This window comes from Paenibacillus sp. FSL R7-0048 (assembly GCF_038004505.1).
In the GTDB taxonomy this organism is placed as follows: Bacteria; Bacillota; Bacilli; order Paenibacillales; family Paenibacillaceae; genus Paenibacillus_AQ; species Paenibacillus_AQ odorifer.
In genome coordinates this window covers 3,007,134-3,019,465 of the sequence record NZ_JBBORF010000001.1, presented here as the reverse complement: position 1 = coordinate 3,019,465, position 12,332 = coordinate 3,007,134, and the positions used below count along the sequence as shown (strand labels likewise).

The window sequence follows — 12,332 nt, the reverse complement described above, 5'->3', positions numbered from 1 at the left end:
ACTGAACAACCCCCTGTATTCGCAAATCTATCCATGGATATCAGGCAAGGGGAATTCGTCTCCGTAGTAGGTGCTAGCGGATGCGGGAAAAGCACATTTTTCAAAACGGTTGCCGGTTTACTCGAACCTACTCATGGAAAAATAAAACTCCCTACGCTCCCCTCAACCGCTAGTCGTTTAGGTCAGATCGCTTATATGCCTCAGCAGGATTTATTGCTGCCTTGGAGAACAGTGCTCGACAACTGCCTTTTGCCCTGGGAGATCAAGCCCAGATTTAGTAAACAGAAAACGATCACTCAGATTCGGGAAATGTTGGCCCGCTTCGGCTTAACAGATGTAGAGAAGGCTTATCCCCATGAACTTTCGGGAGGTATGAAACAGCGAGTAGCATTTCTGCGCACCTTAGTGGCTGGAGGCGGAAGTGGTCTTATGCTGCTGGATGAGCCCTTTGGCGCTCTCGATGCCATGACCAAACGTGAGATACACCGTTGGCTGTTGAAGTTATGGGGTGAACTGAATCAGACGATTATGCTCATCACTCATGATCTGGAAGAAGCCCTATTGCTCAGTGACCGGATTTATTTATTATCTGGCGGTGCGCACAGCGAATTACAGGAGATCATTGTCGATCTACCAAAACCAAGACATTATAAGATGAACTATGAACCCCGGTTTATAGCACTACGGGCAGAGTTGGAGCGAAGATTGCATGCAACCTATACCTTTTAAAAAACATCTAGACAACTATGGTCCCTTCCTTCTTCTGGTACTGCTCATTCTTGTAATCTGGGAGTCAGCTGTTCGCCTTCACTTGATTCCAGCCTTTATTCTCCCTGCACCTTCATCTATTGGCATCGCATTGATCGAGCACAGGCAATTATTATTTGGACAGCATTTATTGGCGACGTTACAGGAGATACTGGTGGGTTTTGTCCTTTCTGTGATTTTTGGTGTATTGCTGGGCATTGGAATGTTCCTGTTTCGCCCCGTAGAAAAGGCCATCTATCCCTTCCTTATCATTAGCCAGACGGTCCCATTAATTGCGCTATCCCCCATTTTTATTATGTGGTTCGGATATACGCTGTGGAGCAAAGTGGCTGTGGTGTTTTTGACGGCTTTTTTTCCAGTCGTAGTGAGTACATATGATGGACTTCGTACAAGTGGCCAGACTTACAAGGACTTATTATTAACATTTGGTGCAAACCGCTGGCAGCTGCTTGTCAAAACCCAAATTCCACTGGCATTGCCTGCTTTTTTCTCTGGCTTAAAGCTGTCCATTGTATACTGCGTCATCGGAGCTACTATCGGGGAATGGCTCGGCGGCAGTAAAGGACTCGGTTACTTCAGCCGCAGAATGGCCGGAAATATGCAGAGCGATGAAATGTTTGCGGCTGTATTTCTGCTGTCCGCGCTTGGTGTTGTACTTTTTCTGGCGATAGCTTTACTCGAACAATTATTTTTAAAGAAAAGAGGATCTAACCAATGAATCAATTAAAATCCCCACAACGAGGACTTATTTCTGTATTTCTAGTATGCACACTTTTGCTCTTAAGCAGCTGCGGGAAGGCAGACAAGCTAAATAGCAACTCCCAAACCGGTTCCTCCAACACCGAAAATAAGCAGTCACACAAACTGACGATTATGCTTGATTGGTATCCCAATGTCGTTCATTCCTTTCTATACGCTGCGCAACAGCAAGGTTTTTTCCAAGAGGAAGGTTTGGATGTCGAGATCAAAATGCCTGCGGACAGCAATGACGCCCTAAAGCTTGTAGCAGCAAATCAAATTGATCTAGCGCTCAGCTATCAGCCTCAGGTACTTATGGCACGCGGCGAGAAAATTCCTGTACGTTCGATTGCAGCTATCGTGCGGCATCCACTGAATCATCTGATGGTTCCTCAGGCAGGCAGTATTCATAGTCCCAAAGAGCTCGCAGGAAAACAAATCGGCTATTCCTCCATTCCGCTCTATGAAGCAATGATTCGGACAATGATCCAGAGTGATGGAGGCGATCCTTCATCCGCCAAGCTGATTGACGTAGGTTTTGACCTTATCCCTGCGATCTCTACAGGACAAGTGGACGCAATAATGGGCGGGTTCATCAACCATGAACAACTGATCCTTGAAAAAGAGGGACATCCAGTCACCTCGCTTAATCCAACGGATTACGGAGTACCTGACTATTATGAGCTTGTGCTGGTGGCCAGCGAACAAGGATTGCAAAATTCTGAAGCCTACTTCAAAAAATTTCTAAATGCCATAACAAAAGGACAGATATTTGTGGAGCAGAATCCTGAACAAGCCCTGGATTTACTGGTTGCACATGAAGATGCAACTTCACCGCTCGACAAGGAGATTGAGAAAAAAAGTCTTGAGATTCTACTGCCACTGATGAATGCTGGCGATCAATCTTTTGGTTATCAAGACCCGACATCTTGGGAAAAGGTTCAGCTGTGGTTATCCACCAACGATCTTCTACCAGAAGATATTAAAGCACAGGAAGCTTTTATCAATCTGTAACGTTTAGTTGGTTATTCATACAAGCTTGAGGAGGAATTATGATGAGTTACTTAGCCAAAGTACGGGAATCCAACCCCTTGATCCACAACATCACTAATATTGTAGTAGCCAATTTCTCAGCCAACGGTCTGTTGGCGCTGGGTGCCTCTCCCTTTATGGCGGATGCCCACGAAGAAGTGATCGACATCGCCGCTATGTCGTCTGCTGTAGTTCTAAATATAGGCACACTCAATGACTACGCCATTCAATCTATGTTGCTCGCTGGTAAATCCGCTAATAAACACGGGGTTCCCCTAGTGCTTGACCCGGTAGGTGCAGGCGCAACTTCTTATCGGACCGCTGTCACTCAAAAGCTAGTGAATGAGATGCAAATCACCGCACTGCGGGGGAATGTGGCTGAAGTCGCTAATGTGATTGGGGAGAGTTGGTCCATTAAAGGGGTGGATGCTGGCGAAGGTGAAGGCGATGTAGTCCTTTTGGCTGAAGCTGCTGCGAGGAAGTTAAGCTGTGTGGTCATCATAACTGGAAAAGACGATGTGATCACGAATGGAAAAAACACTTATATTGCCAGCAACGGTCACCCTATTCTCACGAAGGTTACAGGAACTGGCTGCTTGCTCAGCGCTGTTGTGGGTGCATTTCTCGCGGTAAGTGGCGGTGCCTCGTTGGAGGCTGCAGTGGAAGCCCTCTCCTTCTATGGAGTAGCCGCTGAAATCGCCGCTGAACTAACAACTGGTCAAGGGCCGGGAAGCTTTCAGGTTGAGTTTCTAAATCAACTGACATGGGTCACGCCAGAAGTCTTCCTAGAAAGATCTAGCATCAAACAGCTCAGTTAATGACCCTCAAAGGAGTGAAATCGATGATTATATCCAAAGCTCTAACCATTGCCGGCTCCGATAGCGGCGGTGGTGCTGGCATTCAGGCCGATCTAAAAACCTTTCAAGAGCTTTCTGTCTATGGCATGTCCGTCCTCACAGCTGTGACAGCGCAGAATACGCTGGGTGTCCAAGGGGTTTATCCAGTGACTCTGGAAGCTATAAATCAGCAGCTTGATTCTATAGGACTTGACCTGCAACCAGATGCCGTAAAGACCGGGATGTTATTTAACAGCGACATCATCCGCATTGTGGCAGATAAAATTAAGTATTACGGCTGGTCTAATCTTGTAATTGATCCTGTGATGGTCGCTAAAGGAGGGTCCACACTGCTGCTGCAGGAGGCGGTTCAATCCTTAATCAGCCATCTGCTGCCCTTAGCATTGGTGACGACACCCAATATTCCCGAAGCCGAAATGATCACAAAGATGACGATCTCCACCATCGAAGAACGCAAAAAAGCAGCCAAAATCATTCATGGAATGGGCTCCAAATATGTAGTGCTAAAAGGGGGACATGATACTTCAACCACAGCCGTAACCGATCTTCTATATGATGGTCAGGAATATACCTTATTGGAGAGTAGCCGGATTCAGACCAGACATACGCATGGTACAGGCTGCACCTATTCAGCAGCGGTCACCGCCGAGCTAGCCAAAGGCAAATCCGTAGCTGAGGCCATTCAAACTGCCAAAGCATTTATACAAGCGGCGATTGAGGACGAGTTGGGCATAGGGGCTGGGCATGGACCAACCAATCATTTTGCTTATCAAAACAGACTGCGAGGGATAAACAGTGCAACGAATGAACAGTGAACATCTGCGAGATCTATTAAAAGTCTATTTCATAATGGGCAGCGTAAATTGCCGTAAAGCTCCCGTTAAGGTGCTGCAGGAAGCGGTAGCTGGGGGCATAACCATGTTTCAATTCCGTGAAAAGGGTACCGGATCCTTAAGCGATAAGGCACGACTTAATCTTGGCAGACGACTTCAAAAGATCTGTCATGCCAATGGCGTGCCCTTTATCGTGAATGACGACATTGATTTAGCGATCGCACTTGATGCGGACGGAATTCATGTAGGACAGGAGGATACCCCTGCATTGGCGATCCGCCAGCTACTTGGAGAGAATAAAATCATTGGTGTATCCGCTCACTCCTTCGCTGAAGCTCAGCAGGCGATTGCCGATGGAGCCGACTATCTGGGCGTGGGTCCCATTTATCCTACGTCATCCAAGGAGGATGCCAAAGCTGTTCAAGGCACTGCGATGATTGAAGAACTAAGAAATAAAGGCATTACCATCCCTTTGGTTGGCATTGGGGGAATCACGCTGCAAAATGTTGCACCAGTATTAACAGCTGGTGCGGATGGGATCTCTGTTATCTCAGCGATTGCCGGAGCTGAAGATATTACCACAACTGCCAGAGGCTTCGTTGACAAAGTCAGTTTAAGCGGGACATAAGCTCATACAGCTCTTCACTGCTTAAATGCCGCCATTGTCCCAGCTCCAAGCCGTCTAATGTAATATTCATAATTCTTATGCGCTCCAGCTTTAGTACTCTATATCCTAACTCCTTGCACATTCTGCGTATTTGCAGATTAAGACCTTGAGTTAGGATAATTCTAAACTGACATTCTGTGATCCGATAGACCTCACAAGGTTTCGTTGTGACTCCCAGAATGTTCACGCCGCTAGACATCTCTTGTAAGAATTCTGACGTAACCGGTTTGTCTACATGAACTACATATTCTTTTTCATGCCCATTCTCGGAACGCATCATTTTATTTACAATCTCTCCATCGTTGGTTAACAAAATGAGGCCTTCCGAGTTTTTGTCTAATCTGCCAATCGCAAAGATCCGTGAAGGATACCCTACAAAATCAATAATGTTCCCAGCCACATGTGGGGCTGCTGTACAGGTAATGCCTATCGGCTTATTCAAAGCGAGATACACTGGCTCCCCTTTACTGCTTGTTATCGGCTCCCCATCGATCCATACGATATCCTCTGGCTCTATAAGAATGTTCGCCTCACAGACAATACCGTTTACAGCGATTCGACCTGCTGCAATTAATCGTTTGGTTTCCCTTCTGGAACAAAAGCCTGTTTCGCTTATATATTTATCGATTCTCACTGCTGATCCTACTTTCATTCTATATACTTACCTTACCTCTAGTCATAAAAAAACACCTGATTTTAACGATCAAAATCAGATGTTAACCTTCAGGAATAACCCAGTTTAAGGGAGCTATTTGGTGCTTCCGCTTTTTTTCACGTTACTGCCCTTGCTTCCACTTGCACCTTTAGCACCTGGACCCGTCGTTGGATCACTTTTAGCAGGTTTAACTGGTTTTGCTGTTTTGTTCCAGCGTGTCCAGCCTTTACTCCCCGTACCTCTGCCTGTGCCGCCACCTTTACTTTTTGCACCCATCATATCACTCCGTCAGTCATTCAGAATTCGTATATTTTATACACTTTACCTATCTTACCACACTCTCAACCTTTCTGTTTAAGTAATAACAAATGCTTCATCTAACTAGCCACTGTTTAGAATTTAGCATCTTTATTCATTTCATGAATATCAAAGGTATCCTGATGTATTTCGATGGCGATGACGGTGTCCTTTTTTTCAAAAAATTGCACATGTCCTAACCGCTTGTCCTCCTGCTCTATCCATCCAGCATCGTTTAATTTATTAAAGTAGTGTTCAGATCGATAAAGACCTTGTTCTCCCCCTATATTATCCAATTCGTACTTTACACCTATTTTTATATTGGGGTTACTTGAAGTCGTTGTCACTTCGATTTCTTTGGCATTCTTCGGAATAGGAATTTCGGCATTTATAGAGGACACTCCATACTCTTGTTCCTCTTGAGTTGATGATGTACATCCAGTTACAAAGATTGATAATGACAACAAAATAAAAGTAAATAAGTACTTCTTCAATTAAATTCCTCCTTCTCAGGTGATAACTTATTTTACCAAATCAATCCATTAAAAAACACCCCACCAAAGACTAAGCTTTGTTGAGGTGTCTATTCACATCAGCTTTGCAGCTCATGCATGGACTTATTTCGGTTGAATATAACCTTCTGCTTTCAGAAGCTCAGCGATCAGCACAGCACCGCCAGCTGCTCCGCGCAGGGTGTTATGGGAGAGACCTACGAATTTGTAATCATAGAGGGCATCTTCCCGAAGTCTGCCCGTCGATACGCCCATTCCGTTCTCGATATCACGATCCAGCTTGGTCTGTGGACGATTGTCCTCTTCAAAATAGGTAATGAACTGTTTAGGTGCGCTAGGCAGTTCAAGCTCCTGAGGACGTCCTTTAAAACTCTTCCAGAGATTCAGAATCTCTTCTTTGGACGGTTTTTTCTCAAAAGAAACAAATACAGCAGCCATATGTCCATCCGCTACAGGCACACGGATACACTGCGAAGTAATCGTTGGCGCTTCACTCTTTACGATACCCTCTTCTTGAACACTTCCCCAGATCCGCAAAGGCTCTTGCTCGCTTTTCTCTTCTTCGCCACCGATGTAAGGAATCACGTTGTCCAGCATTTCTGGCCAGTCTGCAAAAGTCTTTCCTGCACCAGAAATGGCTTGGTAGGTGGTGACCACCACTTTAGATGGATTGAAGTCTTTGAGCGCATGAAGTGCAGGCACATAACTTTGAATGGAGCAGTTAGGTTTAACCGCAATGAAACCTGTCTCTGTTCCCAGACGTTTTCTTTGCTGTGCAATAACCTCAAGATGCTCCGGATTAATCTCAGGAATAACCATAGGCACATCAGGCGTCCAGCGATGCGCTGAGTTATTGGAGATTACTGGCGTTCCGGTGCGCGCATAAGCCTCTTCGAGCGCTTTAATCTCATCTTTTTTCATGTCTACAGCACAAAAAATCAAATCCACGTCCGCAGCAACTTCTTCTACCTTAGAAGCATCTTGGACCATAATATTCTTTACGTTCTCAGGCATTGGAGTAGATAACTTCCATCTGCCCTTGGCCGATTCTTCATACGTTTTTCCAGCAGATCTAGCACTGGCAGCAATCGCAGTTACTTCAAACCAAGGATGATTCTCTAGAAGGGCAATAAAACGTTGTCCTACCATACCTGTGCCGCCAACTATGCCGGCTCTTAGCTTTCTTGACATCAGAAAATACACTTCCTTTTGATTAACTGTCCTATTGTGGATAATAGGCCGATAATTAATGATATACGGCGCGGGAACATTTGGCGAGTGTTAACATCAAAATAACATTAAAAATTTTATTTTTAGCGGATTATATTGAATTTCACTAATGCTAATAAAAGAAATAGCTGCACTCAGTACAATTATAAGTATATTTTCTGCTTAGACAACTCTTTAACTGCATTCTCTACAACTATTTCCCCGAAAAATAATGGAAATGCCCTCTAAGTGAACTTTTAGATGTAAGAAATGCAACTAAATCGCATCTGCAGAGCATTTTATAGCATATAGTTGTAGGAAATACATCTATTTGCGATTGGTGAGCATAAATCAGGAATCTGCGATCAGCGATTAGCGATTAGCGTTCAGCGATCAGCGTTCAGCGTTCAGCTATTCGCGTTTACAAGCTGCTTCAACCAACTAAGCGTTTCTTACCCCCGCTCACTTAAACCAACCCTTTTCTTTAAATCGAGTGATTGCCTCGATGCGGTTACCTACATCCAGCTTATCTAGTATAACTGAGATGTAATTCCGGACTGTTCCCGTGGTAATGTACAACTGGCTGGCGATCTCTTTTGTATTTTTACCGTCGGCAATGAGTCCAAGTACTTCCTTCTCCCGCTGAGTCAGAGGATTTACTTCACCGCTGTAGGCTTCATCCATTAGCTCCGGTGCATACATGCGTCGGCCTGCCATCACATTACGTATCGAAAGTGCCAGTTCTTCGCTAGGACTGTCTTTCAGCAAATAAGCATGAACTCCCGCCTTGAGCGCACGTTCGAAATATCCCGCACGGGCAAAGGTGGTTAATATCATCGTTTTGCAGCCGCTATTCTTCAGCGCTTCCGCAGCGTCGAGACCACTCATCGCTGGCATCTCAATATCCATAATACAGATATCCGGCTTATGCTGCTGAACCATCGCTACAGCTTCTTCCCCGTTGCTTGCCCGGCCCACGACCTTCATATCCTCTTCTAAATCCAACAAAGATGCCAGCGCTCCAAGGAGCATTCGCTGATCCTCAGCGATTACAATCTTAATCATTATACGGTTACCTCCTGTTCCGGATGCTTAAATGCATTTGGGACCTTAATCACTATCGTAGTCCCCTCATCTCGCACGATATCCATACAGCCATTTACAAATTCAAGACGTTCACGCATACCTTGCAGCCCATGTCCTTTAAAATAAAGATCATTGCCCGGGATGCCGGTTCCATCATCTTTCACTTTAATGATGAGATCTGTGCGTGTGGGTTCAATGATAATTGTGCAAGATTGTGCATTACTATGCTTCACAACATTTGTGACAGCTTCCTTAATACACATGCTGAGCACATTCTCCGTAATCAATGAAGTATTAGACAGTTTAGGATTGCCTTGCAAAACATAGTCAATCTCCGCAGCCGCAAGAAACTGCTGAATATGAACGAGTTCGTCCTCAAGCCGAATGCCGCGCATTCGCGTAATCATCTCCCGGACCTCTTTCAGTGCACTTCTTGCCGTCTGGCGTACATCATTGATCTCGGCTTTGGCTTGCGTCGGATTACTGTCGATAAGCTTTCCTGCCAAATCACTTTTCAGACCAATTAACGAAAGCTTCTGACCTAATGTATCGTGAAGATCACGTGAAATCCGCTGGCGTTCCTCGAGCTTAACCAATTCTGAGATACGCTTATTAGCATCCTCCAATTGGTCTTGCAGCTTCCCTTGATTATTGCGGTTATAGGTACTGATTGGCAGCAGGATCACTGCAATCATACTGACAAGAACAAAGGGAAGCTGGCTGATAAATACGGGATTACGCGACAGCAGCTCATAATTGATCGTAATAATCGTAGTCAGCAAATGAATGGAGTACAGGGTGAAGAACCCTACTCGATTCTGGATATTCCCAATAAAAAAGGCTAAAAAAAGCGCAAAATACATATATCCAAACAACAACGTCATCGTTATAGAGACCAGTATCTGCACGCTCGTCCAAAAATAAACTAACCAACCCTTGGAGACAAAAGAAAGCACATAACAAACAAAAAACACAGCGATCATCAAGATTCCCGAAACTACCTGGTAGGGAGAAGAGGACCGAAAGATGAAATAAAACGGTAGAATATAAAATACGACCCATACATAAGGGCTAAGACCTGTACTTTTATGAAAAATATGATGCCACTTCTGCATGTTCGCTCTCCTTTTTGCCATATGCCACTCACCTTATTCTAGCATAAATCCGGTAAAATCCGGTGAACCACAACGATAAAGAGAAAAAAGATTAGAGCGCGAATGAGTTCTCCGGCTCTAACCTTCCATTTTGCTGCTATTTGATTACAATGTAGCTATTATTCTCCCTGGAGTCTGGGCTTATGAACTTGCAGGACCTCGCCTGCAGTTTTCGGTTTATTTAATATGGACTTCATCTCTTTGAAGCTAATGAATCGTTTATTTTCCTCATCCCAAAGACGGAAATTAAGGGCCTTCAAGCTGGTACCAATCGTAATCGTTGTTGCTTTTTGTAGCGGTGGCGTCGCGTTATGCGCTTTTTCCAAATTATAGTTCGGCACCTTTGGACTTAAATGATGCACATGGTGGAAGCCGATATTGCCCGTAATCCATTGCAGCACCTTCGGCAGCTTATAATATGAGCTACCTTCAACCGCGGCCATCACATAACTCCATTCAGATTCATTCTCGAAATAAGAGTCTTCAAACTGATGTTGGACGTAGAACAACCATATGCCGAGAAACCCTGATACAAATGCTACAGGCAACTGCACCATAAGAAATGCCTGCCAGCCAATAGCCCATATTAGCAAGCCATAAAGCGCTGCGATTGAAATATTCGTCAAATAGGTATTCATCCGCTCTTTGCGTCTAGCACCTTTAACATTGAAACGATACTGAATCATAAAAACAGCAATCGGTCCAAGACCAAACATCACGATGGGATTGCGGTAAATCCGGTAATATAGACGTTTCCAGAAGGAAGCCGCTGCGTATTCCTCGACCGTCATAATCCAAATATCGCCGATCCCTCTTTTATCGAGATTACTGGAGCTGGCGTGGTGAATGGAATGACTATGTTTCCACTGCCGATAAGGAACCAGTGTCAGTACACCTGTGATCGTTCCGATAATATCATTCGCTTTACGATTCTTAAAAAACGATCCATGTGTGCAATCATGAAAAATAATAAAGGTTCGAATTACAAATCCTGCTGCAGGAATAGCTAACAGAAGGGTGAGCCAATAGGAAACGGATAAAGAGAAATAAGCTCCGCCCCATAACAGCACAAGTGGTCCTAAAGTATTGATGAGCTGTCTTATACTTGCGTTGCGGTCATTTTTCTCGTAAGGGGCTACACTCTTTTTAAGGCTGGAGAGCTGTGATGTCTGTTTTGTAGTCATCTATATCGTTTCCTCCTTGATGTGTCCGGCTAAGGATCTTTTCATCTACTCTAAGTATAGGTGATGAAGTGTCATCCTATAAGTCATAAACATCAAGTAGAGAGTATGACAAATGTCATACTCTCCTTCTCATTTAAATTACGTTAGCATTGCAGCCAACATCCATCTTCCTTCACTTCGTATTGACCTTTGATCTCACCAATTCCATTAAGGATTAACGAATCTTTATTAAAAGTTGGAGGTTCATCTAGTACGAGGTGCAGTTTATTAATATTTCGAAGGTCAGCTGTATAGTAGCTAATCACTGGCTTTTCCAGAAAATACTCCGCATCATTGATTTGGATTCGTAAATTATTCTTATGAATGCATTTCTCATCTCCACCAATAATACCCATAGGATTAAAACCCGTAGATTTTATATCTCCTTCAATATACAGGTGGTACCCATCAAGGCTGATAAAATCAATGAATTCCTTCTCCCTGATTGTTTTGACCGATTGCATAATATCTTCCGTTTCTTTGCTGATGGATATCTCCTCGAAGGGAATGATGACTTGATCCACAAATTGCTTAAAAAACGCATATAAACTTAACTCCGACTTCATAAACTCTTCTTTCCAATCGGAGCGAAGCTCATCCAGCAGCAAACATATAAACAGACCAGAACCGTAGCAGCTTCTTCTGATATTAGCCGAAGATTCAAGTTCATCTATTAAATACGAACTGAATTTGTGCAATACTTCCTCATTAGGTAGGGTGGATTTTTCGGCATAGGCATTTAGTTCAACATACCAAGCGGGTCCTTCCAGCGTTTCGATAAGATATTCATTTAGCACGTACTCCCCAAGCAGTTGTTCTCTTTGTTGACGGATGGTAATAAATCTGTACATTGCGTGATTACGCTCTTCAATAGTAGCTGCCATTACACTAAGATATAAATGATGTCTTTCTTGAATCCGCAATTCCATATTTTCGAGGGATAAAGGGTAGGTAATCATCAATAATTCATCTGCATAACGTTCTTCTCCCATCAGGAATTGATAACCGTGAAATAATTCGTGTACACAAATGGCGTACAAGTCTTCGAATTCTTCATGTAATTCCAGATTAACGATGGCTGTAGGGTGATCCTCATATAAGATGATGGTATCTCCTGAGAATTCATTACTCCAAGAAAGCAAATGTGGATGATATCCTACCGTTTTGAATTTGGGGTGATTGTACAGATACACGTTATCCTTATTATAAAATGCAAAAGAAACAGCCTCGAACCCTTTCCAATATTTCTGCAGCTTGTGGTTCGTTAAACACTTAACAATCATCTCCAAATGAAATTCCAT

Annotated in this window: 14 protein-coding genes; 6 read left to right on the top strand and 8 right to left on the bottom strand. The window is 43.9% G+C overall.

Annotated elements, in window-relative coordinates:
- The first annotated feature begins 33 nt into the window (after positions 1 to 33).
- From NSQ91_RS13225 to thiE, 6 genes are read left to right on the top strand one after another with little or no spacing between them, the layout of a single operon-like run.
- Positions 34 to 729, top strand: a complete 696-nt coding sequence (locus NSQ91_RS13225; RefSeq protein ID WP_340012468.1) for an ABC transporter ATP-binding protein — start codon at positions 34 to 36, stop codon at positions 727 to 729.
- Positions 710 to 1,486, top strand: a complete 777-nt coding sequence (locus NSQ91_RS13220; protein ID WP_081386295.1) for an ABC transporter permease — start codon at positions 710 to 712, stop codon at positions 1,484 to 1,486. Before NSQ91_RS13225 ends, NSQ91_RS13220 begins: the two co-directional genes overlap by 20 nt.
- Positions 1,483 to 2,520 (top strand): ABC transporter substrate-binding protein, encoded by a 1,038-nt coding sequence (locus NSQ91_RS13215; protein ID WP_340012467.1) that lies wholly within the window; start codon positions 1,483 to 1,485, stop codon positions 2,518 to 2,520. Before NSQ91_RS13220 ends, NSQ91_RS13215 begins: the two co-directional genes overlap by 4 nt.
- Before the next feature lie 41 nt (positions 2,521 to 2,561).
- Positions 2,562 to 3,356: a hydroxyethylthiazole kinase gene (gene thiM, locus NSQ91_RS13210; protein WP_076183472.1), complete on the top strand. Its 795-nt coding sequence runs from the start codon at positions 2,562 to 2,564 to the stop codon at positions 3,354 to 3,356.
- Between the two features lie 23 nt (positions 3,357 to 3,379).
- On the top strand, positions 3,380 to 4,210 hold the full coding sequence (gene thiD / locus NSQ91_RS13205) for a bifunctional hydroxymethylpyrimidine kinase/phosphomethylpyrimidine kinase (RefSeq protein ID WP_175618947.1): 831 nt from the start codon (positions 3,380 to 3,382) through the stop codon (positions 4,208 to 4,210).
- Positions 4,200 to 4,856 carry a thiamine phosphate synthase gene (gene thiE, locus NSQ91_RS13200; RefSeq protein ID WP_081383238.1) on the top strand — a complete coding sequence of 219 codons (657 nt, stop codon included), beginning with the start codon at positions 4,200 to 4,202 and terminating at the stop codon, positions 4,854 to 4,856. The genes thiD and thiE overlap by 11 nt, the downstream gene beginning before the upstream one ends.
- On the opposite strand, the gene NSQ91_RS13195 is transcribed toward thiE, so the two are convergent.
- The 8 genes from NSQ91_RS13195 to NSQ91_RS13160 form a co-directional block, all read right to left on the bottom strand.
- Positions 4,837 to 5,529, bottom strand: coding sequence for a pseudouridine synthase (locus tag NSQ91_RS13195; RefSeq protein ID WP_076218199.1), 693 nt, complete (start codon positions 5,527 to 5,529; stop codon positions 4,837 to 4,839). The genes thiE and NSQ91_RS13195 overlap by 20 nt on opposite strands.
- Positions 5,530 to 5,643: 114 nt before the next feature.
- The gene (locus NSQ91_RS13190) at positions 5,644 to 5,826 is read right to left on the bottom strand and encodes a DUF3934 family protein (RefSeq protein WP_076218200.1); all 183 of its coding nucleotides are present in this window, start codon (positions 5,824 to 5,826) and stop codon (positions 5,644 to 5,646) included.
- Between the two features lie 116 nt (positions 5,827 to 5,942).
- Positions 5,943 to 6,341, bottom strand: coding sequence for a hypothetical protein (locus NSQ91_RS13185; RefSeq protein WP_340918102.1), 399 nt, complete (start codon positions 6,339 to 6,341; stop codon positions 5,943 to 5,945).
- 123 nt (positions 6,342 to 6,464) lie between these two features.
- Positions 6,465 to 7,550: an aspartate-semialdehyde dehydrogenase gene (asd, locus tag NSQ91_RS13180; RefSeq protein ID WP_036686293.1), complete on the bottom strand. Its 1,086-nt coding sequence runs from the start codon at positions 7,548 to 7,550 to the stop codon at positions 6,465 to 6,467.
- Positions 7,551 to 8,030: 480 nt separating this feature from the next.
- Positions 8,031 to 8,633: a response regulator transcription factor gene (locus NSQ91_RS13175; protein WP_036686291.1), complete on the bottom strand. Its 603-nt coding sequence runs from the start codon at positions 8,631 to 8,633 to the stop codon at positions 8,031 to 8,033.
- On the bottom strand, positions 8,633 to 9,769 hold the full coding sequence (locus NSQ91_RS13170) for a sensor histidine kinase (RefSeq protein ID WP_076279793.1): 1,137 nt from the start codon (positions 9,767 to 9,769) through the stop codon (positions 8,633 to 8,635). Before NSQ91_RS13170 ends, NSQ91_RS13175 begins: the two co-directional genes overlap by 1 nt.
- 158 nt (positions 9,770 to 9,927) lie before the next feature.
- Entirely contained in the window at positions 9,928 to 10,992 is a 1,065-nt protein-coding gene (locus NSQ91_RS13165) for a fatty acid desaturase (RefSeq protein WP_076125939.1), read from the bottom strand.
- Between the two features lie 143 nt (positions 10,993 to 11,135).
- Complete coding sequence (locus NSQ91_RS13160) at positions 11,136 to 12,332, bottom strand: hypothetical protein (protein ID WP_340918096.1); 1,197 nt, start codon at positions 12,330 to 12,332, stop codon at positions 11,136 to 11,138.